Annotated in this window: 24 protein-coding genes and 1 tRNA gene; 9 read left to right on the forward strand and 16 right to left on the reverse strand. The window is 60.3% G+C overall.

The genetic code is table 11. The features are described 5' to 3' along the window. Positions 1 to 95 precede the first annotated feature (95 nt). From glpK to DCO57_RS10050, 3 genes are all read right to left on the reverse strand, one after another. On the reverse strand, positions 96 to 1,589 hold the full coding sequence (gene glpK / locus DCO57_RS10040) for a glycerol kinase GlpK (protein ID WP_116698751.1): 1,494 nt from the start codon (positions 1,587 to 1,589) through the stop codon (positions 96 to 98). A 75-nt stretch (positions 1,590 to 1,664) separates the two neighbouring features. Further along, positions 1,665 to 3,185 carry a glycerol-3-phosphate dehydrogenase gene (gene glpD / locus DCO57_RS10045; protein ID WP_116698752.1) on the reverse strand — a complete coding sequence of 507 codons (1,521 nt, stop codon included), beginning with the start codon at positions 3,183 to 3,185 and terminating at the stop codon, positions 1,665 to 1,667. 164 nt (positions 3,186 to 3,349) lie between these two features. Beyond that, entirely contained in the window at positions 3,350 to 5,665 is a 2,316-nt protein-coding gene (locus DCO57_RS10050) for a mechanosensitive ion channel domain-containing protein (RefSeq protein ID WP_116698753.1), read from the reverse strand. A 254-nt stretch (positions 5,666 to 5,919) separates the two neighbouring features. On the opposite strand from DCO57_RS10050, the gene DCO57_RS23270 reads away from it, so the two are divergent. Together DCO57_RS23270 and DCO57_RS10055 are read left to right on the forward strand one after the other, a co-directional pair. Further along, positions 5,920 to 6,111, forward strand: coding sequence for a hypothetical protein (locus tag DCO57_RS23270; RefSeq protein ID WP_133192651.1), 192 nt, complete (start codon positions 5,920 to 5,922; stop codon positions 6,109 to 6,111). Then, entirely contained in the window at positions 6,093 to 7,205 is a 1,113-nt protein-coding gene (locus tag DCO57_RS10055) for a DUF2336 domain-containing protein (RefSeq protein ID WP_116698754.1), read from the forward strand. The genes DCO57_RS23270 and DCO57_RS10055 overlap by 19 nt, the downstream gene beginning before the upstream one ends. A 7-nt stretch (positions 7,206 to 7,212) precedes the next feature. Here the strand turns inward: DCO57_RS10055 and DCO57_RS10060 are convergent, their stop codons facing one another. From DCO57_RS10060 to fliI, 3 genes are all read right to left on the reverse strand, one after another. Beyond that, the gene (locus DCO57_RS10060) at positions 7,213 to 7,647 is read right to left on the reverse strand and encodes a paraquat-inducible protein A (protein WP_116698755.1); all 435 of its coding nucleotides are present in this window, start codon (positions 7,645 to 7,647) and stop codon (positions 7,213 to 7,215) included. Positions 7,648 to 7,881: 234 nt separating this feature from the next. Beyond that, on the reverse strand, positions 7,882 to 8,283 hold the full coding sequence (gene fliJ, locus DCO57_RS10065; protein WP_116698756.1) for a flagellar export protein FliJ: 402 nt from the start codon (positions 8,281 to 8,283) through the stop codon (positions 7,882 to 7,884). A gap of 28 nt (positions 8,284 to 8,311) precedes the next feature. Beyond that, a complete protein-coding gene (fliI, locus tag DCO57_RS10070; protein WP_244287921.1) occupies positions 8,312 to 9,604 on the reverse strand; it encodes a flagellar protein export ATPase FliI in 1,293 nt (430 codons plus the stop codon). A gap of 407 nt (positions 9,605 to 10,011) precedes the next feature. Between fliI and ctrA the strand changes: the two genes are divergently transcribed. Then, a complete protein-coding gene (ctrA, locus tag DCO57_RS10075; RefSeq protein ID WP_068406317.1) occupies positions 10,012 to 10,704 on the forward strand; it encodes a cell cycle two-component system response regulator CtrA in 693 nt (230 codons plus the stop codon). 97 nt (positions 10,705 to 10,801) lie between these two features. On the opposite strand, the gene DCO57_RS10080 is transcribed toward ctrA, so the two are convergent. The 8 genes from DCO57_RS10080 to DCO57_RS10115 all read right to left on the reverse strand — a co-directional run bounded on the left by DCO57_RS10080 (position 10,802) and on the right by DCO57_RS10115 (position 19,306). Next, positions 10,802 to 11,773, reverse strand: a complete 972-nt coding sequence (locus DCO57_RS10080; RefSeq protein WP_116698758.1) for an MBL fold metallo-hydrolase — start codon at positions 11,771 to 11,773, stop codon at positions 10,802 to 10,804. Between the two features lie 289 nt (positions 11,774 to 12,062). Continuing rightward, positions 12,063 to 12,947: a protein-glutamate O-methyltransferase CheR gene (locus DCO57_RS10085; RefSeq protein WP_116698759.1), complete on the reverse strand. Its 885-nt coding sequence runs from the start codon at positions 12,945 to 12,947 to the stop codon at positions 12,063 to 12,065. Next, on the reverse strand, positions 12,944 to 14,161 hold the full coding sequence (locus DCO57_RS10090) for a chemotaxis response regulator protein-glutamate methylesterase (RefSeq protein ID WP_116698760.1): 1,218 nt from the start codon (positions 14,159 to 14,161) through the stop codon (positions 12,944 to 12,946). Before DCO57_RS10090 ends, DCO57_RS10085 begins: the two co-directional genes overlap by 4 nt. 20 nt (positions 14,162 to 14,181) lie before the next feature. Continuing rightward, positions 14,182 to 14,547 carry a response regulator gene (locus DCO57_RS10095; protein WP_116698761.1) on the reverse strand — a complete coding sequence of 122 codons (366 nt, stop codon included), beginning with the start codon at positions 14,545 to 14,547 and terminating at the stop codon, positions 14,182 to 14,184. A 37-nt stretch (positions 14,548 to 14,584) separates the two neighbouring features. Next, entirely contained in the window at positions 14,585 to 15,076 is a 492-nt protein-coding gene (locus DCO57_RS10100; protein WP_116698762.1) for a chemotaxis protein CheW, read from the reverse strand. Further along, on the reverse strand, positions 15,073 to 17,880 hold the full coding sequence (locus DCO57_RS10105; protein ID WP_116698763.1) for a hybrid sensor histidine kinase/response regulator: 2,808 nt from the start codon (positions 17,878 to 17,880) through the stop codon (positions 15,073 to 15,075). The genes DCO57_RS10100 and DCO57_RS10105 overlap by 4 nt, the downstream gene beginning before the upstream one ends. 133 nt (positions 17,881 to 18,013) lie before the next feature. After that, positions 18,014 to 18,658 carry a histidine phosphotransferase family protein gene (locus tag DCO57_RS10110; protein WP_116698764.1) on the reverse strand — a complete coding sequence of 215 codons (645 nt, stop codon included), beginning with the start codon at positions 18,656 to 18,658 and terminating at the stop codon, positions 18,014 to 18,016. 192 nt (positions 18,659 to 18,850) lie between these two features. Continuing rightward, positions 18,851 to 19,306 carry a YHS domain-containing (seleno)protein gene (locus tag DCO57_RS10115; RefSeq protein WP_116698765.1) on the reverse strand — a complete coding sequence of 152 codons (456 nt, stop codon included), beginning with the start codon at positions 19,304 to 19,306 and terminating at the stop codon, positions 18,851 to 18,853. Positions 19,307 to 19,462: 156 nt separating this feature from the next. Here DCO57_RS10115 and DCO57_RS10120 point away from each other — a divergent pair, with 156 nt between their 5' ends. The 4 genes from DCO57_RS10120 to DCO57_RS10135 all read left to right on the forward strand — a co-directional run bounded on the left by DCO57_RS10120 (position 19,463) and on the right by DCO57_RS10135 (position 23,213). After that, positions 19,463 to 20,068 (forward strand): DUF1134 domain-containing protein, encoded by a 606-nt coding sequence (locus DCO57_RS10120; protein ID WP_116698766.1) that lies wholly within the window; start codon positions 19,463 to 19,465, stop codon positions 20,066 to 20,068. Between the two features lie 160 nt (positions 20,069 to 20,228). After that, positions 20,229 to 21,578: a hypothetical protein gene (locus DCO57_RS10125; RefSeq protein WP_208977884.1), complete on the forward strand. Its 1,350-nt coding sequence runs from the start codon at positions 20,229 to 20,231 to the stop codon at positions 21,576 to 21,578. Positions 21,579 to 21,672: 94 nt separating this feature from the next. Beyond that, entirely contained in the window at positions 21,673 to 22,458 is a 786-nt protein-coding gene (locus DCO57_RS10130; RefSeq protein ID WP_116698768.1) for a DeoR/GlpR family DNA-binding transcription regulator, read from the forward strand. After that, positions 22,455 to 23,213 (forward strand): hypothetical protein, encoded by a 759-nt coding sequence (locus DCO57_RS10135; RefSeq protein WP_133192652.1) that lies wholly within the window; start codon positions 22,455 to 22,457, stop codon positions 23,211 to 23,213. The genes DCO57_RS10130 and DCO57_RS10135 overlap by 4 nt, the downstream gene beginning before the upstream one ends. A 145-nt stretch (positions 23,214 to 23,358) precedes the next feature. Here DCO57_RS10135 and DCO57_RS10140 read toward each other — a convergent pair. Both DCO57_RS10140 and DCO57_RS10145 read right to left on the reverse strand, forming a co-directional pair. After that, positions 23,359 to 23,434, reverse strand: a tRNA-Glu gene (locus DCO57_RS10140). 156 nt (positions 23,435 to 23,590) lie between these two features. Next, positions 23,591 to 23,947 carry a hypothetical protein gene (locus tag DCO57_RS10145; RefSeq protein WP_116698770.1) on the reverse strand — a complete coding sequence of 119 codons (357 nt, stop codon included), beginning with the start codon at positions 23,945 to 23,947 and terminating at the stop codon, positions 23,591 to 23,593. Between DCO57_RS10145 and DCO57_RS10150 the strand changes: the two genes are divergently transcribed. Together DCO57_RS10150 and rpoH are read left to right on the forward strand one after the other, a co-directional pair. Further along, the gene (locus tag DCO57_RS10150; protein WP_116698771.1) at positions 23,946 to 24,971 is read left to right on the forward strand and encodes an RluA family pseudouridine synthase; all 1,026 of its coding nucleotides are present in this window, start codon (positions 23,946 to 23,948) and stop codon (positions 24,969 to 24,971) included. The two genes, DCO57_RS10145 and DCO57_RS10150, sit on opposite strands and share 2 nt — an antisense overlap. A gap of 174 nt (positions 24,972 to 25,145) precedes the next feature. Next, the gene (rpoH, locus tag DCO57_RS10155; RefSeq protein ID WP_116698772.1) at positions 25,146 to 26,030 is read left to right on the forward strand and encodes an RNA polymerase sigma factor RpoH; all 885 of its coding nucleotides are present in this window, start codon (positions 25,146 to 25,148) and stop codon (positions 26,028 to 26,030) included. Positions 26,031 to 26,041: the final 11 nt, after the last annotated feature.

Here is a 26,041-nt window from a genome sequence, read left to right on the forward strand (position 1 = left end):
ACTGGAAACTGATACCGTATGAGAAACTGTTTTCGGGTCCGCCCAACCCATTGAGAACGCAAGGACTCTCAAAATCGGGAGAGTCCTTGGATTTTTCAATCAGGCGTTGATCTTGTCCGGTTTACCGCATCGCTCCAGCCGGCCAGCAAACGCGTACGGCCCCTGTCCGACAAGCCGGGTTCGAACCGTCTTTCCAGCTTCCATTTTTCGGAAAAGGCATCGGCCCCCGGCCAGATGCCGGCTTTTGACCCGGCCAGCCAGGCAGCCCCGAGCGCCGTCGTCTCCGCCACGATGGGACGGTCGACCGGAGCGCCCAGAATGTCCGCCAGGAACTGCATCGTCCAGTCGGACGCGGTCATGCCGCCATCGACCCGCAGAACCGGCCGTTCCGCGTCCGGCCAGTCGGCCCGCATGGCATCCACCAGGTCGCAGGTCTGGAAACCGACGCTCTGCAGGACGGCGCGGGCAATCTCCCTGGGACCCGTGTTGCGGGTCAGACCGAACATGGCCCCTCTCGCCTCCGCATCCCAGTAGGGCGCGCCCAGGCCGACAAAGGCCGGAACCAGATAGACCTCCTGATTCGGATCGGCCTGTTCCGCAAGCCCCTGCGTCTGTCCCGCCTCCTCGATGAGACCGAGACCATCCCGCAGCCACTGAACCGCGGCGCCGGCAATGAAGATCGACCCTTCGAGGGCATAGGTCGTCCTGCCGTCGAGACGGTAGGCAATCGTCGTCAGCATGCGGTTTTTCGACCGCACAGGCGTCTCCCCGGTGTTCATCAGGGCGAAACACCCGGTCCCGTAGGTCGATTTCACCATGCCCGGCCGGAAGCAGGCCTGCCCCACCGTCGCCGCCTGCTGGTCGCCCGCCACACCCAGGATCGGCAGGGGCCGACCGAAGAGGTCCGGCGCGCTTGTTCCGAAATCGTCGGAGCTGTCTTTTACCTGCGGCAGCAGGCTCAGGGGGATCCTCAGGATCCGGCACAACTCCTCGTCCCATGCGTTTTCATGGATGTTGTAGATCAGCGTCCGCGAAGCGTTGGTGGCATCCGTTGCATGCACCTTGCCTTCGGTGAGCTGCCAGATCAGCCATGTGTCGACTGTCCCGAAGGCCAGCTCCCCCCGCTCGGCCCGGTCCCGCACGCCTTCGACATTGTCGAGAATCCACGCGATTTTCGTTCCGGAGAAATAGGGGTCCAGCAGCAGCCCTGTCCTGGCCGAGAATGTGTCCTCAAGCCCCTCGCGCCGCAGCCTGGCACAGGCATCTGACGTGCGCCGGTCCTGCCAGACGATCGCGTTATACACCGGCTCACCGGTCGACCGGTCCCAGACGAGGGTGGTTTCGCGCTGGTTGGTGATCCCGATCGCGGCAACACCCGCGCCTTCGTCCGGTGCTTTTTTCAGCGCTTCGCGGCAAACCCGCAGCGTGCTGTCCCAGATGTCCGAGGGGGAATGTTCCACCCAGCCCGATCTGGGGAAATGCTGCGGAAACTCCTGCTGTCCCGCGCCGACAGGGGTGAAGTCCTCGCCGAAGACGATCGCACGGCTTGACGTCGTGCCCTGGTCGATAGCCAAAACACATCCGGCCATGACGCTCCTCCCGTTGTTGTTGCTTGTGTGAGCGAAACCGCCGGGCAGACCGACACTCCGCGCATGTTCGTAAAACTATGCCGCAGCGCCGGCCCGCTTCGCAAGATAGTCAGACATGAAGCTGTCCAGCTCGCCTGCGTCTTCAGCATCGAGAACGAGACCCAGCTTGGTCCGCCGCCACAACACGTCGTCGGCATTGCGCGCCCACTCCCGCTCGATGAGCCACGTCACCTCGGCTTCATAAAGATTGGAGCCGAAATGACGGCCCAGCGCCTGCAGCGAGTTTGCCTCCCCCAGGAAGAGTCTTGCGTCGGTTCCGTAAAGACGGATCAGGCGGGTGGCAAAGGCCACATCCAGGAAAGGAAAGTCCTTCTCGAGCCGCGCCACTTCCGCGTCAAATGCATCCACCTTGAAATTGCCGCCCGGCAGGGGTGCATAGGCCGTCCAGACCCCGCGCTTGAAGGGAAGATAGGTCTCCAGTTTTTCCAGAGCCTCTTCCGCGAGCTTGCGATAGGTCGTGATCTTCCCTCCGAAGACCGAAAGCACCGGAGGCTCCGCCTCCCCGCCTTCCAGCTCCAGCACATAGTCCCGGGTCGCGGCCTTGGCGTCCTTGGCCCCGTCGTCATAAAGTGGCCGCACCCCGGAATAGGAATGCACCACATCCTCCGGCGTGACGGGCGTGTCCAGATATTCGCTGGCGGCCTTGCACAGATAGTCGGTTTCCTCGGTGGATATGCGGACCGTCCCCAGGTCCCCGTGATAGTCGACATCGGTCGTGCCGATCAGCGTGAAGTCCTGTTCGTAGGGAATCGCGAAGACAATCCGGCCGTCGCCGTTCTGGAAAATGAAACAGCGGTCATGGTCGAAGCGCTTCGGCACGATGATATGACTACCCTTGACCAGACGGACCTTGGCCTGGCTTCGGGTTCCGGCGATTCCCTGCAGCATGTCTGCCACCCATGGACCGGCCGCATTGACGAGCACCTTCGCACTGACCGTCGTCTCCTCGCCCGAGGCAATATCCTTCAGGACGACTTTCCAGAGCTCCCCCTCCCGACGCGCCGCGATGCATCGGGTCCGGGTGAGCACCTTTGCGCCCCGATCGGCAGCATCAAGGGCGTTCAGAACCACCAGACGCGCATCGTCGACCCAGCAATCCGAATATTCGAACCCTTTCTTGAACAGCGGCTTGAGCCCGCGCGCGAACACTCCCGTATCGAGACGGACCGTTCTGGTCGCCGGCAGCAGCTCGCGCCCGCCCAGATGATCGTAGAGAAACAGACCGAGACGCAGCAGCCAGGCCGGGCGCAGATCCTTGTGATGCGGCAGGATGAAGCGCAGGGGCCGGGCAATATGCGGCAGCGCACGCCATAGCACTTCCCGTTCCTTCAGCGCCTTGCGCACAAGACCGAACTCGTAATACTCCAGATACCGCAATCCGCCGTGAATGAGTTTCGTTGAGGCCGAGGAGGTCGCTCCGGCCAGATCCCCCATTTCAACGAGCATCACCGATGCGCCGCGGCCGACCGCGTCCCGGGCGATCCCGGTTCCGTTAATGCCTCCGCCAATGATCAACAGGTCGTAGTCAGCCGTCATGATTTCCGTCTCCGGCTCGCGCTTCTCAGCGTATCTCACTTGAAATGAAACTAAAGCGAAACAACACGAAATTCAATTAACATTTTGCGCGCACAGCATCCCCCGGCCGGCGCGGTTGCGCACCGGCCGGGATCTCTCGCACTGCACTGTCGGATGTCCGGCAGTTAACCGCCGTCATCCTGGGCGGGCGCATCTTCCGGCAGGTCGGTCGGTCCGGTCAGGGGGGGCCGCTGCGGCTTTCCTTCTTTCCGGGCATCGCTCGCGAAGGGCGGTGTTGCGGCGTGATAGGTGACTTGGGGGAACGGAATCTCGATGCCGCGCTCGTCGAAGACCTTTTTGACATATTCGTTGTAGGCCCGGCCAACCGCCCACTGGTCTCCCGGGGCGGTCTTGATCCGGGCGCGGATGTCGATCGAACTGGCCCCGAAATTCGTGACGCCGTGCATCTCCAGATCATCGAAGATCATCGGTCCGAAATCCGTCGCCTTCAGCTGCCGGAAGGCCTCCTGCATCGCGTCCTTGGCGGCGGTGATATCCGTGTCGTAGGACACGCCGATCAGGGCGACATGATAGGAGAAACCGCGCATGAAATTGGAAACCATGTCGACGGTGGAGAACGGAATGATATGCGTGGTGCCGTCGAGATCGCGGATGCGGACAGACCGGACCGTGATCCCCTCAACCGTCCCCGTGACGCCGGCGACCGTCACGACATCACCCTCGTTGATGGCGTTCTCGATCTGAATGAACGCTCCCGTGATGATGTCCTTCACAAGCGTCTGCGCACCGAAGGAAATCGCCAGACCGACGACGCCGGCACCGGCAATCAGCGGACCGATGTTGACGCCGATTTCGGACAGGGCCAGCAGCGCCACCATCACGATGACCACGACGGTGGTGGCATTCCGGAACAGCTGGAAAAGGGTTCTCTCCCGTGCGGTCACGATATGACCGGAACGTTCCTGCAGGCGCAGGTCGACCCAGGACATGATTGCCAGCCAGATCAGGAAGCCCACCAGCACCACAAGAAACGCCGATCCGTAACCGCTCAGCAGCTGCAACCCGGTTTCGCTTGCGACCCAGTCGAGCACACTCAGGATGCCCCAGATGTCCAGCAGCGCCAGGAACGTGACCAGGAACACGGCCAGCCGGATGATCTTCAGGATTCTGGGAATAAAGGCATTCAGACGCTTCTGGAGCGCCGGCAGACTGGTCCGCACGCTTTCCGGAAGCTGAATGCCGTCCTTGATGGTGCTGGTGAGAACAAGCGAAACAAGGATTCCGGCGGCAATCGCCACGATGGACAGTCCGGTGGCGTGCAGGATGATAGAGGTGGCATCGAAGGGGCGGGTCACCCAGATTATGAATACCGCGGCCAGATACCCGTAGGCAGCCAGATGCCAGACACGGCCGCCGACGGCCAGCAGACGGCTGGCCAGTGTGCTGTGCAGCGTTTGCGCGTAATCGCTCACCCCCTGACACACGATCCGCCGGTTCCGGTGGACGAGCACGAAGAGATAGAGGGTTCCGAGGAAAACGAACAGGAATCGCAGCGCGTTGCCGAGAACGAAGGAGGCAGAGATATTGGCGACCGGGACTGCGAGAAACATCCCGTAGATGATCCAGTAAACGAAGATGTGCAGATGGCGGCTCCAGTACCGGGATGCCGTGTCCGTGAACGGCAGAAGACGCAGCTCCCGATGCGAAGGCACAAAGATGAACCGAAGAGCCACATTCGCCAGTTCGGCAATGAAAAACGCGTTCAGCGCCAGACTCTCCTGAAGGGTCACACCGGCCTGGAGACCGCCATAGCCGGCAAGCGCGACCGCATTGCCCACAGCCCAGCCGACCCCGACGGTGACAGTATCGAAAGCCAGCGTCAGAAGAAGAATGAAACTGCGCATCAGCCCGCTGCCCTTGCGTGCGAGCACAGACATTCTCGGATAGATCCGTTTCATGACCGCCCTGCTCAGGAGAAGACCGGCATAGGCCGCCAGCAGAACGACAAGGACCTGGAGGGCAGTCGACCTCACCTGATCCCACTTGATAGGTATTTCCCCGCGTCCGATCCGCACAAGACCGGTCAGGGAGCGCATGGACTGAGCGACAACCAATCCGACGTCATCAACGAGCGCGCGCGTGTATTCCCCCACCTTGAGCGCGAAATTCGCAGTGCCGGAGGGCCTCTGGGGCTGGCTCCCGTCCGCTTGCGCCGCCGGTGAACCGGTGGCCGCAGAGCCGCTCAGGACGGACAGGGCCGCGTCTCCCGACGCTTCCGTGCCGCCGGAGCTCTTCTTGAGCAGCTCGATGAGCGCCGCCCGGCTGGCCGGGTCATTCAGGACATTGATCAGCGCCTCGCTCGCCTGAGCGACATCCGCCGTCCCGTCTTTCTGGGTATCGGCGTTCTGCGCCACGGCCGGCACGACACTGAAAAATACGAGCCCGATCAGGGTGGCAAGGCTGCGGCGTAAAAGTCTCATTTCGAATTCATTCCGCTTCTGGGCGTTGCAGGTTCTCACGTCACGGGTCAGACAATAAGGAGGAACCCTCCGGGAAGGAAAGACTTGCACGCCCAAAATTGAGGATGAACTGCCTTGAAACTGTCTCGACGTCAGGTACTGCCCCAGTCAACCGCAGACGGTTTCCCGCGGCCTGTCGCGGCACGCAGGGTCAAGAACCGGTATTTTTACAGTGATTTTGACGAGACCGGAATCAACAGGTTTCTCGACACATCATGACTGATCGCGAAAAAATTGCATTTTCAGCACAAAACAACCCGGAAATATACAGAAATACTGACAGAAATGATCGCCAAGCACAGAAAAATGCTGACATTTCTGCCGAATTCTATTTAGGTAACGTATTAATAACAACATTAATTACAATGTATCTCGCTGTGGAGGAAAAATGGCGAGTTCAATTATAAAACTTGCCCAGATCGGGACATTGGAATCGCGCAAACACCTGTTTGCGAAGGTGAGTGAACTTGTTGTTGCCGACCTTGATCAACGGACGGAACAGGAACTTGCGCTCTTTTCCGATGTTATCTTGAAACTCTACGACACCGGCTCACTGACCGATCGGGCGGCCCTGGCGCTGAAGCTTGCCTCCCTGACAACCATTCCGCACGACCTCGCCTGCCGCATCGCCGAAGACGACATCACCGTTGCCATGCCCGTGCTGGCCGACTGCCCCGTCCTGACACAGGAAGACCTGCTCGACTTCGCCCAGCGGTTCAGCCAGCCCCACCTGCAGGCCATAGCGCGCCGCGAAGACCTTTCCACCGATGTTTCCGATGCACTCGCCGCCAGGAACGACAGGACGGTCAACCGGCTCCTGGCCGGCAACCGGCACATCCGGCTCTCACGCGAGACGATGCTCCTGTTTGTCAAACAGGCGGAGGAAGACCCTGTGCTGCTGGAAGATCTGGCGCTGCGCTCCGACCTGTCTCCAGCCGCCTGCCGGGCCCTGCTGCCGCTCGTGAGTGACGAGGGCAAGAAACGGCTGCACAGCCTCATCGAAGGATCCCTGACCCAGGAACAGCTCGATCAGATCGCCCGGCTGAAAGCCTTGCGCCGGCAATTCGGCCCTGCCCTGGCAAACCCCGACATGGCCCAGCTCTGGCAGGAAGCCGAACGGGCGAACATGACTGTCGATGAACTGATGATCCTGCTCCTGCAGGACGGTCGCTTCGACCATGCCGTGGAATTGCTCGGCACACGCGGCAGAACATCTCTCAAGGCGCTCAAGGATGCCGTGTACGACGACAAGCAGGATCTGGTCATCAAGACAGCAGCGAAATCGGGACTTGAAACCGCAACCTTCGCTCTGTTTTCAAAGGCACGCTGCGATCATCTGAAACGTCCCGCCGCCCAGGGCTCCGAATGGACGCTCGCCTATAAACGGCATCTTGAAGGACTGGCCGAGGTCCGGCAATCCCGCTGCAACGACTTTCAGGCGAACCGTGGCAGGAAGCCCAGGCCCCTCCAGCAGGTATCGCCTCCCCAGGCGGCGGAATAGACCGGCATCAGCTTCGTGCACACAAGCTCGCCGCCACGGCTGTCGACAGCGTCGCGGCCGCGTAGAACCACAGGCCCGGCAGGATTGCCGCTGCGGCCAGACCGCTGGTTTTCGCGGCAAACAGGACCAGTGCCACCAGCATCACATCCAGCATCGACCACTTGCTGACCATTGACAGCAGCGCCAGCGAACGGCTCTTGCCGCCGGTCAGCACGACGACATGAATGAGAAGGATCTTGGCCGCCGGAAATCCGACGGAAAACAGGGCGACGATCGCGGCAAGCACGGTCTCGTTTCCCTGCCAGAGGCTGAGGATCATCTCCATCAGGGACGGCCGGTCCTCGAGAAAATACAGCCTTTCGAAGCGCATCAGCGGTTGCGTGAGACCGAGAGCGAAGGAAAAGGTCGAGACCGGAAGAAGCAGAGCCAGAAAAAACCGCATGAAGAGTGCCGTGCCTCGACAGAACACCCCGCGCCGGATGAACGACAGTCGGAATGCTCCGGCATTTTGAAATCGAGCAACCTGCAACCAGGTCGATGTGACGAAAGATGCCCCCATGCCGCGGAGGCCGCACCGACCCTATAACATCCCGGTCAAAATGCACAAACCCGACCGCTGCAATCAACGGTCAGGTCAAGAATGCCAGACAGCCGGACAGGAAAACGGCCGGATTCGCTACCTGAGTCGCGAGGCGACTTCGTCAAGCTGGTCCTGCTCGGCAAGTTCCTGGGCCGTGCGCTCGCGCTGCTGGTCGCGCTCTTCCAGTTGCTCGAACTTTTTCAGCTCTTCGATCGCTTCGCTCAGCTCATCCTGGGCACGTTGAAGCTGGTCGTCCAGTTCGTGCGCGGAATTGCGCAGGTTGTCGCGGCGGTCCGCGGCGGCCTTGGCAAATGTCGGATAGGCAAAATGCGTGACGTCGGTGATCCCGACCCGTTCCTGCTCGGAGCGAATCTGCTCGTCAAGTTCATCGGCCATGCGATTGAACTCGGCAATCATGCTCTCGATCTGAGCAAGCTGCCGCCGCTTTTCATCAACCTGGAACCGCTTCAGGCGGATCAAACTGTCTCGGGTCTTCATAACTCAATACTCCCCTTGCAAGGGCAGTCTAGTCCAGAGTCATTTCCAAAAGGTTGGCGAGTTGCACATATCCTTCAGAAAGACTCGTTGCCTCGTCTTTTCCCTGATTGAGAAAAGTATCAATCAGCTCGAACCGGTGAATGGCTTCATCGACCATCGGATCAGATCCCTTGCGGTAGGCTCCCAGACGGATCAGTTCCTCCATGTCCGTATAGGTCGCCAGCAACTGCTTGGCCTTGCGCAGAACCGGAAGCTGCTTCGGCGGCACGCAACGCGGCATGGTCCGGGAGACCGACTTCAGCACATTGATCGCCGGATAGCGTCCGCGTTCCGCGATAGACCGCTCCATCACCACATGGCCATCCAGAATTCCGCGAACCGCATCGGCCACCGGTTCGTTGTGATTGTCGCCCTCCACAAGCACCGTGAACAGACCGGTGATGGTCCCGGTTCCCTCGACACCGGGACCGGCGCGCTCCAGCAGGCGCGGCAGCTCGGTAAAAACGGTCGGCGTGTATCCCTTGGAGGTCGGTGGTTCGCCGACCGACAGGCCGATCTCGCGCTGGGCCATGGCGAATCGGGTGATCGAATCCATCATGCACAGGACATTGCGGCCCTCGTCGCGGAAATGCTCGGCAACCGTCATGGTTACATAGGCCGCCTGACGGCGCATGAGAACGCTCTCGTCGGAGGTCGCGACCACCACCACGGAGCGCGCCAGTCCTTCCTCGCCGAGATCGTCCTCGATGAATTCCTGGACTTCCCTGCCCCGCTCGCCGATCAGGCCGATCACCGCGACGTCGCAGTCCGTGTTGCGCGCCAGCATGGACATCAGCACCGACTTGCCGACGCCGGACCCCGCGAAGATACCCATGCGCTGGCCTTCACAGCAGGTAACGAAGCTGTTCAGCGCCCGCACGCCGAGGTCGAGCGGCGGCCCGACCCGTTTACGTTCGGAGGCCGGAGGCGGCGCACTTCGCAATTTGCGAGGCACTCCGCCATTTGAAAGAGGTCCTTTACCATCAATCGGTTCACCAAGTGCGTTAACCACCCGGCCCAGCCAGGCGTTCCCGGGATGGACGACGCTTTCACGTGCACTGATCACCGCCTTGCAGCCCATCCGCACGCCTTCGAGCCCGGAAAACGGCATGCAAAGCGCCCGGCCTTCCCGGAAGCCGACGACTTCGGCCGGCACTTTCGGATTGTCCTCGCCGCTGTCGATCAAAAGACGCGAACCGACGCTCATTTCGTGAATCGGTCCGGCGATTTCCACCAGAAGACCCTTAACAGCAGTCACCCGACCGTAAATTTCGGTGGGCATAAGCGAATCAATCTCGGCAAAAAGCGCCTTCAATTAAGATTCCTTCCCCTGTTAACGGTTTTGGTAACCGATCGTTTACGACTCTGGTTAATCTTAACCTTTGGAAGGCTGACAAGCGAGAGCCATTTCGAAGTCACAACGGTTAAGTCGAAAGGAATCTGAACGGGGTCGGTTGGATCCGTTTCTTAAAGTGCAACATTAAGATTTGTGAATCAGTGTTTTTTCTGGGGATTCAACAAGTTGACTGTTGTTCACAGATTACTCCATTCGGCGCTTGCCGCTACGAATCATATTTTGTTAACCATTAACCGATAGCTTTGAGTCGGGGTTAACAAGCAGTCCTTCGTAGCGCACACCGACAGAGCCGTTGCGACTTGCCCAGAAAAGGCAGAACAAGGGGATTGGCAATGCGTGTACTGTTGATTGAGGATGATAGCGCGACAGCGCAGAGCATCGAACTGATGCTGAAGTCCGAGAACTTCAACGTCTACACGACAGATCTTGGCGAGGAAGGCATCGACCTCGGCAAACTGTACGATTATGACATCATCATGTTGGATTTGAACCTCCCGGACATGTCCGGATACGAGGTTCTTCGGACACTCCGCGTCTCGAAGGTCAAGACACCTATCCTGATCCTGTCCGGAAATGCCGGGATCGAGGACAAGGTTCGCGGGCTGGGCTTCGGCGCAGACGATTACATGACCAAGCCGTTCCACAAGGACGAACTGGTCGCGCGTATTCACGCAATCGTCCGCCGTTCGAAAGGCCACGCACAGTCGGTCATCATCACCGGCGACCTCAAGGTCAACCTGGACACCAAGACCGTCGAAGTCGGCGGGCAACGTGTTCATCTGACCGGCAAGGAATACCAGATGCTCGAGCTGCTTTCGCTGCGCAAGGGCACCACGCTGACCAAGGAGATGTTCCTTAATCATCTCTACGGCGGCATGGACGAGCCGGAATTGAAGATCATCGACGTCTTCATCTGCAAACTGCGCAAGAAACTGGCTGCGGCCACCTCCGGCAAGAACTACATCGAAACGGTGTGGGGACGTGGCTATGTGCTGCGTGAGCCGGAAGTCGAAGCAGCCGCCTGAGCCTGAAATGGCATCCGGCAAGATTTGAAAAACCCCGGTTCTCCCGGGGTTTTTTGTTGTCTTCATGCTGGCAGTTCCGCCAGAAGCGGCGCCTGCCTCAGAGGTTCAGCTGATAGGACGCGGGCACGTAGCGGAAGCCGTCCCCTTCCTGCGCCACATAGCCGACCGCCGGAAACGGCATGTGGTAGCCGACGAAGGGCAGCTTGTCGCCGGCCAGCATGCCGAACACCTTCCGGCGCGTGGTTGCCGCGGTTTCCTTGTCCATGTCGAAGCGGACCTCCCAGTCGGGATAGGCCAGAGACCAAACGAAGTGATTTGCGGTATCGGCCGCCAGGACGAGCTGTTTGCCGTCACTCTCGATCATGTAGATCATGTGTCCGGGCGTATGGCCCGGCGCGGACATCGCCGTTATTCCGGACGTGACCGCTCCGCCGTCGTTGAGGAAGGTCATCTTCTCGGCCAGCGGCTTGACGTGCGATGCCATCAGCTTGGTGACCCCGTTGGCCTCCGCATCCATCGCCGCCCAGAAATCGTATTCCGTCTGGCCGGCCACATAGCGTGCATTTGCAAAAGCGGGCTCCCCGCCTTCCATGAGCCCTCCGATGTGATCCGGATGCATATGCGTCAGCACCACCACGTCCACCTGCTCCGGCGTGTAGCCGGCATTTTCAAGCGCTGCGCGCATGTTGCCGCGCCCGGGCCGTGCCCCCTCGCCGTTGCCGGTATCGAAAAGGACAAGCTCGCTGCCCGTATTGATGAGCGTCGGTGTGAAGCTGATCTGAAACGAATCATCGGGAATGAAATTTTCCGCCGACGTGGCGGAGAAGGTGTCCGCCTCCACATTCGTTGCGAAGGTCTTCTGCGGTTCCTGAAGGGTCACCGCACCATCGAGGAGGGTGTTGATCTCAAATCCGCCGAGCGGGTAGCGCGCGACCGGCGCCGCAAGCGGTCCCTGCTTCGTGGCCGCCGCCTGGACCGGCATGGATGCCGCCAGCCCCGCTCCGGCGATCGCGCCTCCGGCTCCGAGCAACGCCGCCCGGCGCGTCAGTTCGACTTTTATCTCGCTCATGTTCTCTCATTCCCTGCTGATGCGGATGCCTGAAACAGCCTTCCTCGAAAAGCACGCGCTTCCCGAGAGCTGAATCCTGTCTGCAGACAGATGGAAAGCTCGCCCGGGCTGGCAAGTGGCTCTGCGCTCCCCAAGACAGCGGAAGCGGCAGACGGCATTCACCGAAGAAATTTTATCAATGAATATAATTGCTTAGAAGAAGACATCTCGAACCGGGACCGGATCACGATCCCGTGAAACGAAAAAGGCGGCCGAAGGCCGCCTTTGACATGTCTCTTCGGCACCGGCCCTATCGGCGCAGCCCGGCCACACCACCGGCGGCAAGCCGTGCTCCGGCCCCCGCACCGGCTGTCTCAGGGACTGCCAGCTTCTTCTGGAACAGTCCGCGCTTGCCGGGAACCGGCTTGAACGCATCGGTCAGGCCGACGACCGTTTCAGCGGCCCCGAGCACAAGATATCCGTCGTCCGGAAGCGACTTCGCCAGTCGTGCCAGGATTTCCGTCTTGGTCGCCTGATCGAAATAGATCAGCACATTGCGGCAGAAGATGATGTCGAACTCGCCCAGATGGGTGAAGTTTTCCAGCAGATTCAGTTTTTTCCACTCGATCATCGAGCGCATGCCGGAGCCGATCTGCCACATGTCGCCCTTCTGCTCGAAATATTTCAGCAGCATCTGGATCGGCAGACCGCGCTGGACCTCGAACTGGCTGTAGAGACCGGCTTTCGCTTTCTCCAGAACTTCCAGCGACAGGTCTGTCCCCAGGATACGTGTCCGCCAGCCGGGCATCTTGGCCGCGTCTTCCTTGAGGCAGATTGCCAGGGAATAGGGCTCCTGCCCCGTGGAGGCGGCAGCACACCAGATCTTGATTTGCTTGAATCCGGCCCGGCTTTTCAGCAGGGAGGGAAGCATTGTGTCCCGGAAATTGTCGAACGGCGTCTTGTCGCGGAAGAAGAACGACTCATTGGTCGTCATCGCCTCGATGACATCCGTTTCAAGCACGCGGTTGCCGCCGCGCTGCAGGGTCTGGATAACCGCGCTCAGCGTCTCCAGCTTCGAACTGCGCGCAATCGGCAGAAGCCGGCTTTCGACCAGATACTGTTTCTCGTTCGACAGAACCAGGCCTGAGCGGGTCTTCAGAAAGTTTTTGAGGAACTCGAACTCGCCGGGGGTCATCTTGTATTGCCCTTCAATACGCGTCCGATTTTCGGTCCGATGTCTTTCAACGGAAGTATGTCGCTGCACATTCCCGTGTGTGCGGCTGCGCCAGGCATGCCCCACACGACACTGGTCGCTTCGTCCTGGGTGATCACGCTGCCCCCACCCGCGGCGATGGATTTGACACCATCCGCGCCGTCATGTCCCATTCCCGTCAGGATGACGGCAAGGGAGGCGGATCCGTAGACCTTCGCAACGCTGTCAAACAGCGGGTCGACGGCGGGTTTGCAGAAATTCACCGGCGGCCCGTCCGTCAGGACGATCTTCACGGCACTGCCGTCTTTTTCCAGGCTCATGTGTTTGCCGCCAGGCGCCACATAGATGGTACCGGGCTGAAGAACTTCGCCGTTCACGCCTTCCTTCGCCGGCCGCAGGGCCGCTTTGCCCATGTGCTCCGCAAGGATGGCGGTAAAGGTTGGCGGCATGTGCTGGGTAATGACGACCGGCACTTCATTCATTGCCGTGCCCACGTCCTTCATCACTTCCTGCAGGGCCTGGGGTCCGCCGGTTGACGAGCCGATGGCCAGAATGCGCGGACGGGCGGAGGAATAGGGACGTGTCTGAAGCGCTGCCTTGGCCGGAGCGGCCTGCGCGGCAGCTCCGCGAAAGCTCGCCCTTGTATCGGTCGTCGGACGTGCCGTTGCCGGCGTTGCCGGATGCGCCACCCGGCCCGCGCTGGTTTCCGCACGCATGGTCCGTGCAGGAGCGCGCATCCGCCTGGCCCGTGCCCCGAGCGCCTTGACCTTCTCCACCAGCTCCCGGCGAAAGTCGATCGAAGTTGTCACTTCGGAAGTGGATTCCGGCTTGGGCACGTAGTCGGACGCGCCAAGAGACAGGGCTTTCAGGCTGATTTCCGCATTCCGGCGGGTCAGCGTGGACGCCATGATGACGACAAGGTCCCGCTTTTTTGCCAGCATGAGAGGCAGCGCGGTCATGCCGTCCATTTCCGGCATCTCGATATCGAGAACGACAACATCCGGGTCGCTCTTTTCGATATCTTCCACGGCAAGTTTGCCGTTTCGGTGAGAACCGACGACCTTCAGACCCTTGTCTTCCCCGAGCCACCGGGTCAGCAGGCCGCGAATCACCACCGCGTCATCGACAACCATCACCTTGATGGGATCGCTGCCGGGACTGGCGCCCGCAGAAATACTTCTTTGCGCAAATGCCATTAAGACCGCCCAACTGGAAACTAGATAAGACCAACTTCCTGAAACTTGGCTTCGACAATTTCCCGGTCGAAGGGCTTCATGATGTATTCGTTGGCCCCTGCCCGAATGGCTCGCGCGATGTGCGCAACGTCGTTTTCCGTCGTGCAGAAAACAACAATAGGACTTTCCCCGCCTTCTTCGGCTCTGAGACTGGTCAGAAACTCCAGACCGTCCATCACCGGCATGTTCCAGTCCAGGAGGATCGCATCCGGCATGGTCTTCCTGCATTCGTCGAGCGCCTTCTGGCCGTCTTCGGCTTCGGTGATCTCGAATTGCAGGTCTTCCAGTATCCGACGGGCGACCTTTCGGATGACGCTCGAGTCATCCACTACAAGGCACTGTTTCATCAGGCGTTACTCCACTCAACGGCCACTTCCGGCCTGCTTATGCCGCAACCATCGGTTCCGTGAACATGGAACCGAGCAGCCGGTCGACATCCAGGATAACCATCAGTTTGCCGTCCAGCCGGTGCACACCGCCGGAGATTTCCGCCCAGCGGCGATCCAGGTTCGACGGATTGGGCTCTTCCGAAGAGGAGGCCAGTGTCAGAACTTCGCCGACGGTATCGATGACCAGACCGTAGCTTTCCTGCTTGTACTCGATGCCGACGGCCATCATCTGACCCTCTTCGAGCGGCGGCAGGTGAAGACGGCGCCGCATGTTGATCGCGGTGACGATACGTCCCCGCAGATTGAGAACACCCTGGACTTCCGGAGCGGACATCGGCACCCGGGTCACGCTCTCGGGTACGAACACATCATGGACCTGGGAGATCGGAAGGCCGAAGAGCTGGCCTCCGATCACGACGGTCACATACTGGATCAAATCATTTGCACTGCTGTGATCCGCGTTGAGTTTGTGTTCCAGCACATTCATGCTGCAGCTCCCATTTCACCGGAGAAGACATCTTTCAGGGCGGCAATCAGGCCGGGGCGATCGAATTTCGCAACATAGTCATCGAAGCCTGCCTGGCGGCCACGCTCGATCGAAGCAGGCGTGACCATGGATGACAGGGCCAGGATCGGAATGTTGCGGAAGCGCGGATCGCGTCGCAGCGATTCGCAGAATTCGAACCCGTTGATCTCCGGCATCTCGATGTCGCTGACGATCGCATGGAACTGGTCGCCGTTTTCCAGAAGCTCGAAGGCCTGCTGCGGACCGACGCAGGTGGTAACATCGTAACCGGCAGCTTTCAGCACCGGCGTCAGCATGTTCCGGAAGAAGGACGAGTCGTCGACGAAGAGAACCTTCTTCGTCAGGGACGCGATGTCCATTTCCTTGCGCATGAACCAGTCTTCGAAGGCCTGGGGCAGATAGAAGCCGAGATCGATGATTTCGGTTGCCCGTTCCTTGACGATGGCCGAACCGAGAACGCCGGGGCGTTCCGAACCGACTTCGATGTTCATGCGGTCATCGACAATGTCGACGATTTCATCGACGACGAGACCCATGGAGCGGCCCGCATCTGAGAAGACGAGCATCGGCTGCGTGCCTTCCGTCTTGTGACGGTCGCCTTCGTTGATATAGACGAGCGGCATGAGCGCGCCCCGGTACTGGACGAGATCGCGACCGTTGGACCGTTCGATTTTCGAGACCTCGAATTCCTCCAGTCGGGTGACCAGCGAAAGCGGCACCGCCTTCGGTTCCGGAGCACCTGCACGGAAGAGCAGAAGCGAGATCGAGCTCTGGCCGGAAATGGCCTTGCTCTGCAGGCTTTCCTGCTCGTCTTCCTCGTTCTCGGCAACCGAGCTGGACGCATGGCTGGCCATGGCACTGGCAATGCCGTTCGGATCGATGATCATGATAACCGAGCCGTCCCCCAGGATGGTGTTTCCGGAGAACATGCCAAGATTGCGCAGCATGGTCGACATCGGCTTGACCACGATTTCTTCCGTATGGAAGACACCGTCGACAACGACACCGAAGGTCTGGCTGCCGACCTGCATGACAACGATAAAGCCGTTGTCGGAGTCGATTGCCTCTTCCTCGTGCTCACCTTCGTAGATGCCGAGCAACTGGGAAAGATGGACCAGCGGCAGCAGTTTGTTGCGCAGACGCAGGACCGGAGTGTCCTTGATCCGTTCGATCCTGTGCTCCGAATTGGTCTGCACACGTACCAGTTCGACCACCGAAAGCTGGGGGATCGCGAACCGGTCGCCGCCGGCTTCGACGATCAGGGTCGAAACGATGGCCAGCGTCAGCGGGATCTTGATAATGAAACTCGAACCCTTGCCCGGCGTCGAGCGAAGATCAACCGTACCGCCGATCAGTTCGATATTGTTGCGCACCACATCCATGCCGACACCACGGCCGGACACGCTGGTCACCTGCGAGGCGGTCGAGAAACCGGCCGCGAAGATGAACTTGTGGATCTGGGCGTCCGTCATCTTTTCGACGTCGGCTTCCGTGGCCAGGCCACGTTCCACAACCTTCGACTTCACCTTCTCGACATCGATACCGGCACCGTCGTCACGGACCTCGATGATGATATGGCCGCCTTCGTGATACGCGGCGAGGGTGATCGTTCCCTTTTCGGCCTTGCCTGCGGCACGGCGCGCATCGGGACCTTCCAGGCCATGATCGGCGGAGTTGCGAACCATATGGGTCAGCGGATCCTTGATCATCTCAAGGACCTGGCGATCCAGTTCCGTATCCGCACCGATCATTTCAAGTTCGATCGGCTTTTCCAGTTCCTGGCTGAGGTCACGGACGATACGCGGCAGTTTCTGCCATGCATTTCCGATCGGCTGCATCCGGGTCGCCATGACCCCTTCCTGCAGTTCCGCAGTCACATTGGAAAGGCGCTGCAACGGCACCTTGAATTCACTGTCTTCGTGACGGCGCACGATTTCCAGAAGCTGGTTCCGGGTAAGAACCAGTTCGGACACCATGGTCATCAGGTGTTCGAGCGTATCGACCGCAACACGAATGCTCTTGTTGGACACACCGCCGCCGGAAGATTTCTTTTCGGAGTTCTCGCCGGGCTTCTTGGCTTCCGGAGCCTTTGCCGCGCTCTTGACTTCCGCAGCGGCCGGAGCTGCCACCGGCTCTTCCGCCGGTACGGGCTCCTCAGCTTCGTCGGAGACTCCTGCCGCTTCGGGAGCATCCCCTTCCGCGACCTCAACCTCGATTTCCGTTTCCCGGAAAGCCCGCTCCAGCTCGTCGAGCGAGACTTCACCCGGACGCAGGGGACGTTCCAGGGACTGGTCAGCGTCCTCGGCCTCGCCGGAGGCTTCGGCGTCGGCCGGTTCCGGAGCATCGGCTTCCGCCTCACCGGATTTCACGCCGGCCATCGCCGCGTCGGCCTTGGCAGACATTGCCTCGAGCTTGCCGATCAGTTCGCTGTCGTCGCCTTCAGGCTCGTCGCCTTCACCGGCTTCAAGCTCGCCGAGAATGTCCTTGATCTGGTCGATCGATATCAGAATGAGCGACACGGCTTCCTGCGTGACCGGTGCCCCGTCCCGGAATTTGCCCATGAGCGTTTCAGCTGCGTGCGCAATCCCTTCAAGCCGGGGAAGGCCCAGAAAACCACAAGTGCCCTTGATCGTGTGCACCAGACGGAAAATATTGTCCAGAATGGTGGCGTTGTTCGGTTCCTGCTCGAACTTTACGAGCTCGACGTCAACAACATCGAGACTTTCGTTGGTCTCGGTAATAAATTCCCTGAGGAGGTCATCCATGGCCCGCTCTCACCCGACTTGTTACTGGTTCCGCATCCTGAAAAGGATGTCTGGACCGAGAAGTCCATGAGAGCAGATTGGGGCCAAACAGTTAAGATACGCTGAAACAGGCTGGAAGTTTTACGTCGCGTAGCTATTCTTTGGGAAAGGCTGTGATTTTTACCAATTCATCTTGCTTGTCTATGGTCAATACCATCCCGGATTCCCGCGCAAGCAGCAACGTGTAGATCGGCTGCACGGAATGCGCGTCCACTCTTTCCGGTTCTTCTCCGCTCAACGTTTCCTTCATTCCGAGCGGTATCCGCGGATTGAGGCCGCTCGCATGCAGCGTGAACGACGGTGAGCTGGGCTCACCTTCCATCGTCACCTTGATCTCCCCGCCACGCGGGACGCACTGATTGGCGATCAGGATCAGGTTGAGAAGCAGCTTCACGTAGTTCTTCGGCATCAGATGCCGGGCGATCTGCCATTCCAGGTTGGACTTTTCGTTCTCCATGAAACCGGTCGCGACCACCTGGGCGTCACCGAGATCGATTTCGGCACCAGCGGACCCGGCGGCACCGAAAGCCAGCCGTGCGAACTGCAGTTTCGCCGAAGCCTGACGCGCACTTTTGCGGATCAGGTCCATAGCGAACTCGTGCATGTCCTCGGAGCCCTCTTCGTCGAGAACCTCCAGACCATTGGTTATGGCCCCGACGGGACTGATGATGTCGTGACAAACGCGGCTCGCCACCAGGGCGGCAAGGTCCAGAGAGGAAAGCTCTTTAAGTGCGGACATGGCGGTATGAGGCTCTTCTTGAAAATCCCGGCAAGGACATGATTCGCGATATTTGGCGAAAGAGTTACACATCCCGCGAGCCCGTGCCAAGGCGCGGGACGCAGCTCAGCGGCGTCTTCCAGATGAAAGTTTCACACCCGGCGCCCGGATCGCCTTGCCGGACAGCGGGGAGCAGGCCTTCCGGAAAGAATGTCAGCGCTCAGGCTCGCATCCGACCTTTTCCGCGTTTTCCTGCGCGGCTTTCATCAGTTGCGTGCCATTGACGAGAAACAGGAACCGGTTGACGACGGAATGGAAGAACACGAGCTTCCCCTCCACCACCGCATAGATGAAGGGATTTCCGGCTGCAGCGAAGCCTTCGGACAAGGCGTAGCCGCCGCATCCGGCGAAAAGCGGCGCATAGGCGTCCGGATCACGCTTGAAGGCGGCGAGATTCCCCTCGTTGACGAAGATCCATTCCGCGCCACCCCATTTGTATTCGTACCGGCGCTCTCCCGGGCGCGGATACCCGTCAACGAAATAACTCACCGGGTCATGTCCGCCTATCGCATATCCGCTGATCGTATCGGGGACAAAAACCTGGGGACGGGCAAGACTCTCACCTGCAAAAACGCACAGATGAAGTGTCAATACCAGGGAAAGACACATCCATGTCTTTTTTTCAGGCCAGCTTTTCATCGATTCGGCTTATGTAAGATATATGGACACATGCGAATCAGCATGAGGTGACGTCAGTTTAGCATTGCGGCTTCGCGGAACGGCAATTTTGCGCGCGGCCGGGTTTGTGACGAGGAGATTTATTGAATGGCGCAAAGATCCCTGCGAGCGGCCGCCCTGTTTTCCGCGCTGTTGCTGTGCCTGGTTTTCCAGACCGCCTTCCATCCGGCCGCCGCGCAGACATCCGGCAACGAACCGATTCCGCCCGGACAGACCTACGGCGAAGACGAGATCATGAAGACCGGCCACCAGTTCTTCGGCTCCGTCTCCGGAGGACTGGCATCGGTTGTCGAGAAGGCCTTTTCGAGTTACGGCGAACCGAACGGCTACATTCTCGGCGAGGAGGGCTCCGGCGCCTTTGTCGCTGGTGCACGCTACGGCGAAGGTCATCTCTATACCCGCAACGCAGGCACCCACAAGGTGTTCTGGCAGGGCCCCTCCGTCGGCTGGGATTTCGGCGCGGATGGCGACCGTGTCATGATGCTCATCTACAATCTGCCCTCCGTGAATTCGATCTTTGCACGCTTTGCCGGACTCAACGGCTCCGCCTACCTGATCGGCGGCGTCGGCATGACGGTGCTCCTGAGAAATGAGATGGTCCTTGTTCCGGTGCGCGCCGGTGTCGGTGCCCGGCTGGGTGTGAACATGGGATACCTGAAGTTTACCGACAAGCCGACATGGAACCCGTTCTAGGGCCATCGGCCCGCGTCTGCCGCCCCATCGGCGGGAAAGAAGATTGCACGCCGCTCGTACACGCTGCGTTTAACACTTTGATTTGAGTATACTTGGCGGCAGGCCTTGTGTCGTCTATTGATGGAAAGGTGGCGTTGGGAAACGCAAGCAGGAGCCTGACTTGATCGAAGCAGCGATGTATGTGGCACTCGGGTTTTGCACGGCCGGTCTGATCGGCCTGGCGATCCTGCCTGCCTTTTATCGCCGGGCCGCCCGCCTGACCGAAGAAGCCCTGCGCGCCGTGAACCCTTCGTCCTACGCGGAAGTCCGGGCCGCTCAGGACCAGGAACGGGCAAGACACGCGGTCGAGCTGCGCCGTGTCGAACGCCAGCTTGACGCAGAGAGAGCGAAAGCCGCGAAGTTCCAGATAGAAGCATCCAGCGTAAAGACGGAAATCGAGACGCTGAAGAAACTCCATGCCTCCCGGATTGCCGAGCTTGAAACGAAGATTTCCGCGCTGCAGGGCGACCAGCAGGCCGTCGATCTGCTCACGGAAGAAGTGAAGACCCTCAAGAGCGAACTGTCCGATGCCGAAAAGGCCCTGGCGGCGAGCTGGGTCGAGAAACCGGACGAGAAACCCGCCCCCCGGGAAGAAGGCGCCGACTGGCTGCCGGCGGCAGACACGATGGCCCTGGCCACCATAACCGGCCTGGAGGCCGAGGTCGCCACCTTGAAGGCCAAGCTGGCGAGATACGAACCCACTGTCGCCGGTGAGTTGGAAGCCTCGCGCGACAAGACCGCCAAATCCCGTCTTGCAGATCTGGAAGCCCAGCTCATCGACACGGAATCCCAATATGTTTCCGCTCAGGCCGAAGTCACCCGGCTGTCGCTGCTGCTGGAGTCCGCGAACATCAGCGAGACGGAGCAGCAGAAGCGGCTGAATGCACGGATTGAGGAGATCACCGGCGAGAACCAGCGGCAGCAGGCTGAGCTGAAAGCCCGGGAACGCGCCCTTGAACGGATGTCCGGACAGATGCAGAAGCTTCAGAAGGATCTTGCTGCCGCACCCGCCCTTGTCGAATTGCGCAAGGACTTCCGGGCACTCGCCGCCAGAATTTCCGCCGCGCAGAAGGTCACGGTCGTCCCCGAAACCGAAGCGTCCGGAACCGCGCCGGCGATCACACCGCCCACACGCGGCCCTTCCCGGAAGACCACAGCCCCCCGGACAGAAGATGCCGTGAAGACCGGGCAACGTCCCACGCCCCAGGTCAACGGCCGCAGGCAGGCGGCAGACAGCCCGTCCCCGGCCGATCCGGCTGCGGACAGCGCCGCAGCCGCGAAATCCACGGAGATTGCCTCGGCCGCACAGGCACTGGTCAGCCGGATCGTCGCTTCCCAGCGCAGCACCGAAAAACCGGCGACGGCAGAACCGGCGACGCCAGACACCTCGGTACAGAGCAGTAATATGCCGGTATCGGGACCGGAGGAGAAAACGAAATCCTCGAAACAGAACAAGAAGGACGTGGCTTGACCGGCACTCCCGGACGCGGACATCCGCGGCGGCCCGCGTCTTTCGCGTCTCGGTGTCTCACGGACGCGACGACAGACTGATGGATCCCCGATAGATGCTGATCGAACGTCACAACGCCATTCTGGAACTGGCCCGGCAGATGGGTCGGGTCAGCGTCGATGATCTGGCAAGGCGGTTTGACGTCAGTCCGCAGACCATCCGCAAGGACCTGAACGAACTGTGCGAGCGGCGCCTGCTGGCCAGGACACACGGCGGCGCGCTCCTGTCCTCCGGCATCGAGAATGTCGGCTACGAGGCGCGCAGGATCATTTCCAGCAAGGAAAAGGCGGACATCGGCGAGAGTGTCGCCAGTCTCATTCCCGACAACGCGTCCATCTTCATCAACATAGGCACCACCACGGAAGCGGTCGCCCAGGCCCTGCTGCAACACCGCGGCCTCATGGTCATCACCAACAACATCAACGTCGCCAGCCTGATGCGCGGCTACACCCAGATAGAAGTGGTGATCGCCGGCGGTGTCCTCAGGCATTCCGACGGCGGCATCGTCGGCGAGGCCGCCGTGGATTTCATGCGCCAGTTCAAGGTCGATTTTGCCGTTATCGGTGCATCGGCCATCGATCCGGACGGCTCCCTGCTCGACTATGACTATCGCGAAGTGAAGGTCACCAAGACGATCATGGACAATGCCCGTCATGTCATCCTGGCAGCCGACAGCACCAAGTTCGAGCGCACGGCCCCGGTGCGTGTCGCGCATCTGTCCCAGGTCGACACTTTCGTGACCGACTACTGCCCCAATCCGGATTTTGAACATATCGCCGCCGAGGCGGAAGTGGAGCTGATCCAGACCGGCAGGCAGGACGCCGGCGCCGCCGGAGCATGATCAGCGACAACTGCCGTGGAAACTGCGAGCCCCCTGCTGCTCCGCTCGGGAAAACAGGATCGGAAGGTCAGGACATGTGCCTCGAACGTTATCGGCAATACCGCAAATCTCTTCAGCGGAAAGGTTTCCGAAAGCTCTCCCTGGCGGCCATCTTGCTGACAAATCTGATCGCCGTGCCCGCGTGGTCGCAACCTCATTCCGTGTCAGGAGTAAATGCGGACGATGTCCTGAACATCCGGGCGGACATCGATCAGACACTGGATGTCGATAGCTCCGATATTGTCGGAACCATTCCGCACGACGCGTCCGATGTCATGGTAACCGGCATCTCGGTGCACATCGGCGACACGAACTGGCGTGAAATCAGGTATAACGGCACCGTGGGATGGGTAAACGCACGTTACCTGACCCCCAGCAGTGTGTCCCTGGAGCGCCCCGAGACGTTGCAATGCTCAGGAACCGAGCCGTTCTGGAACATCGCAATCGATGAAAACGACAGCACGTTCATTTCGCCCGACCTGGCAAGCCCGATCAAACTTGACGACCTGCGCCTTGCGCCCGGCATCGGACGGGCAGATCTTTGGGCACACTATCTGGACAGCGCTGACGGCGCATATTCCCTGACGGTCGTCGTCCGGTACACCGAAGCATGCTCCGACGGAATGTCAGACCTGACATATGATTACGAAGCCCTGCTGCTCGGCCTGGATACGACGGGTGCGCCGGCATACGGGTGCTGCAGCATCGGACGCTGAGAAGACATGATCCGCCCCACGCCAGAGCCATAGCCCACTTGCAGGGCGCGACACGCGCCGGCACCGTTGGCCAATATTCATTTCGTGAGTGAAATCCGGAGCGGCTGTCGCCGGGACCACTGCTCTCGCGTCCGAGACGGCAGTTTGGTACGCCCAACGGGACTCGAACCCGTGTTTCCGCCGTGAAAGGGCGGCGTCCTAGACCGCTAGACGATGGGCGCGCGGTACTTGGGTCTCCGGTCTGCAGGTGAACCCGCAGGCGGTGCCCGGACTTTGTCGAGGCTGATGCCTCAAGCTGAGGCCGTGCGTATAAGGCGGCGCAGCGGAGGACGCAACTTCTTTTTTCGTTTTTCCGCCACAAGCCTGTTCAAAGGTGTTCACCGGGCAACGAAATCGGTACGGCCCAGCTGTTTTCCGCTCTTGGGATCGAAGCGCAACAGGGCAGTCCCGCTCCCCTCGCGCACCAAAACAAGCAGCATGCCTTCCGAAAGCGTGGCCTGGAGAACATCCGCTTCCGGACCGACGGAAAGCGTCGCGGCGAAGGCCGTCTCGGAGGGATCGGCCTCATAAGTGTTGATCTTGTAAACAATTGCTGCAAAGACAGCGACAAACCCGGCGACCATCACCAGGGACGATCCGAGCAACAGGCGCTTCAGCTTGGCCTGGACACGTAGGGCGGCCGGATCGAGCGGTGCCTCATCCGGCCCTTCGCCCCGAGAATCAGGTTGTGACATGACAGATATTTCCCATGAAGATCCGGCCGGTCTGGACACGGATTTCAGCGTAACGGTTGATGCAGCCGATGCCGGAAAGCGGCTGGATGCGGTATTGGCGGCCAGTCTGGACGCCCTGAGCCGGAACAGAATACAGGCCCTGATCAAGTCAGGGGACGTCACCGTCGGCGGCGCGAAAGTAGTTGAGCCGAAATACCGGGTCAATGAAGGCGATACGCTTACGCTAAAATTGCCGGAACCGGAAGATCCCGAACCCACGGGCGAGGACATACCGATTTCGGTGGTCTACGAGGACGACCATCTGATCGTTATCGACAAGCCCGCCGGGCTGGTGGTGCATCCGGGTGCCGGCAACTGGACGGGCACGCTGGTCAATGCGCTGATCCATCATTGCGGCGACAGCCTGTCGGGCATCGGCGGCATCCGCCGCCCGGGCATCGTCCACCGGATCGACAAGGACACTTCCGGCCTTCTGGTCGTCGCCAAGAGCGACCAGGCCCATCAGGGGCTGGCCGCGCAGTTCGCCGACCATGGCCGCAGCGGTCCGCTCGAACGGGCCTATTCGGCCCTCGTCTGGGGCGCCCCGTCCGGCCTGAAGGGAACGATCGACGCCAATCTCGCCCGGTCGCACACCAACCGCCAGAAAATAGCCGTCATGAAGACAGGCGGCCGCAACGCCATTACCCATTGGCAGGTCAGGGAACGGTTCGCCCGTGCCGACCAGCCCGCTCTCGCCTCGCTGATGGAATGCCGGCTGGAGACCGGCCGCACCCATCAGATCCGCGTTCACATGGCCCATATCGGCCACCCGCTGATCGGCGACGGCGACTATGGCTCGGGATACAAGACGAAATCCAACCGTCTGGAAGAGCCTCTCAAGGGCCTTATCGACGGCTTTCGCAGGCAGGCCCTGCATGCCGGGCTGCTGGCCTTCGAACATCCGGTCAACGGCAAAACTTTGCGTTTCGAGAGCCCCTGCCCGCAAGACTTCGCAAATCTTTTGTCCGGATTGCGAAAATTTTAGCATGCGATTTCGCTGCATCGCCATGCAATCGGCAAATTCCAACCTATATTAAAGTCTCTGTGTGCCGAAACGGACACGAAACGGCGCCCACCTTTTCCCTGAAACGGCCTGCTTGCGTAAATATGCGGAGCTGCCTGGAAAAACGGGCGCAAATGACGAAAGGGGGTGCATGCCATGGCCCAGAACGTACCGATGCTCACCGCCGGTGAAGGTGGTCTCAGCCGTTATCTGGATGAGATCCGCAAGTTCCCGATGCTGCAGCCGCAGGAAGAATACATGCTCGCCAAGCGTTACAAGGAGCATGAAGATCCGGCAGCGGCCGAGCGTCTCGTCAATTCCCATCTGCGTCTCGTCGCCAAGATAGCCATGGGCTACCGCGGTTACGGCCTGCCGATCGGCGAAGTCGTTTCCGAAGGCAATGTCGGCCTGATGCAGGCGGTGAAGCGCTTTGAACCCGACAAGGGGTTCCGCCTGGCGACCTACGCCATGTGGTGGATCAAGGCCGCCATCCAGGAATATATCCTGCGCTCATGGTCGCTCGTCAAAATGGGGACGACCGCGAACCAGAAACGGCTCTTCTTCAATCTGCGCCGGCTGAAAGGCAAGATCCAGGCGCTGGATGAGGGGGATCTGAAACCGGATCAGGTGGCCGAAATCGCTACCCGCCTCGGCGTCTCCGAGGCCGAAGTGATTTCCATGAACCGCCGCTTGGGCGGCGACGCCAGCCTCAACGCGCCCGTGCGCGCCGAAGCGGATGCCGGCGAATGGCAGGACTGGCTTGTCGACGAGAGCGACAGTCAGGAAACCCTGCTGGCGAACCAGGAAGAACTGGACATGCGCCGCAAGCTGCTCAGCGACGCCATGGACGTCCTGAACGACCGCGAGCGCCGCATCTTCGAGGCCCGCCGCCTGTCGGAGGACCCGATGACGCTCGAGGATCTGTCCGGCGAATTCGGCGTCAGCCGCGAGCGCGTCCGCCAGATCGAGGTCCGCGCCTTCGAAAAGGTGCAGAAGGCCGTGCGCAACAGCGCCCGGTCCATGGAACAACCGGCCGCCTGAGCGCAGCCGGA

It is taken from the genome of Labrenzia sp. 011, from assembly GCF_003075075.1.
Taxonomy (GTDB): domain Bacteria; phylum Pseudomonadota; class Alphaproteobacteria; order Rhizobiales; family Stappiaceae; genus Roseibium.

Coding starts and splice junctions, on each gene's coding strand:
- glpK (WP_116698751.1), bottom strand. CDS start 1,589: ATGGCCGGATGTGTTTTGGCTATCGACCAGGGCACGACGTCAAGCCGT.
- glpD (WP_116698752.1), bottom strand. CDS start 3,185: ATGACGGCTGACTACGACCTGTTGATCATTGGCGGAGGCATTAACGGA.
- DCO57_RS10050 (WP_116698753.1), bottom strand. CDS start 5,665: ATGAGACTTTTACGCCGCAGCCTTGCCACCCTGATCGGGCTCGTATTT.
- DCO57_RS23270 (WP_133192651.1), top strand. CDS start 5,920: ATGACTGATCGCGAAAAAATTGCATTTTCAGCACAAAACAACCCGGAA.
- DCO57_RS10055 (WP_116698754.1), top strand. CDS start 6,093: ATGGCGAGTTCAATTATAAAACTTGCCCAGATCGGGACATTGGAATCG.
- DCO57_RS10060 (WP_116698755.1), bottom strand. CDS start 7,647: ATGCGGTTTTTTCTGGCTCTGCTTCTTCCGGTCTCGACCTTTTCCTTC.
- fliJ (WP_116698756.1), bottom strand. CDS start 8,283: ATGAAGACCCGAGACAGTTTGATCCGCCTGAAGCGGTTCCAGGTTGAT.
- fliI (WP_244287921.1), bottom strand. CDS start 9,604: ATGCCCACCGAAATTTACGGTCGGGTGACTGCTGTTAAGGGTCTTCTG.
- ctrA (WP_068406317.1), top strand. CDS start 10,012: ATGCGTGTACTGTTGATTGAGGATGATAGCGCGACAGCGCAGAGCATC.
- DCO57_RS10080 (WP_116698758.1), bottom strand. CDS start 11,773: ATGAGCGAGATAAAAGTCGAACTGACGCGCCGGGCGGCGTTGCTCGGA.
- DCO57_RS10085 (WP_116698759.1), bottom strand. CDS start 12,947: ATGACCCCCGGCGAGTTCGAGTTCCTCAAAAACTTTCTGAAGACCCGC.
- DCO57_RS10090 (WP_116698760.1), bottom strand. CDS start 14,161: ATGGCATTTGCGCAAAGAAGTATTTCTGCGGGCGCCAGTCCCGGCAGC.
- DCO57_RS10095 (WP_116698761.1), bottom strand. CDS start 14,547: ATGAAACAGTGCCTTGTAGTGGATGACTCGAGCGTCATCCGAAAGGTC.
- DCO57_RS10100 (WP_116698762.1), bottom strand. CDS start 15,076: ATGAATGTGCTGGAACACAAACTCAACGCGGATCACAGCAGTGCAAAT.
- DCO57_RS10105 (WP_116698763.1), bottom strand. CDS start 17,880: ATGGATGACCTCCTCAGGGAATTTATTACCGAGACCAACGAAAGTCTC.
- DCO57_RS10110 (WP_116698764.1), bottom strand. CDS start 18,658: ATGTCCGCACTTAAAGAGCTTTCCTCTCTGGACCTTGCCGCCCTGGTG.
- DCO57_RS10115 (WP_116698765.1), bottom strand. CDS start 19,306: ATGTGTCTTTCCCTGGTATTGACACTTCATCTGTGCGTTTTTGCAGGT.
- DCO57_RS10120 (WP_116698766.1), top strand. CDS start 19,463: ATGGCGCAAAGATCCCTGCGAGCGGCCGCCCTGTTTTCCGCGCTGTTG.
- DCO57_RS10130 (WP_116698768.1), top strand. CDS start 21,673: ATGCTGATCGAACGTCACAACGCCATTCTGGAACTGGCCCGGCAGATG.
- DCO57_RS10135 (WP_133192652.1), top strand. CDS start 22,455: ATGATCAGCGACAACTGCCGTGGAAACTGCGAGCCCCCTGCTGCTCCG.
- DCO57_RS10150 (WP_116698771.1), top strand. CDS start 23,946: ATGACAGATATTTCCCATGAAGATCCGGCCGGTCTGGACACGGATTTC.
- DCO57_RS10145 (WP_116698770.1), bottom strand. CDS start 23,947: ATGTCACAACCTGATTCTCGGGGCGAAGGGCCGGATGAGGCACCGCTC.
- rpoH (WP_116698772.1), top strand. CDS start 25,146: ATGGCCCAGAACGTACCGATGCTCACCGCCGGTGAAGGTGGTCTCAGC.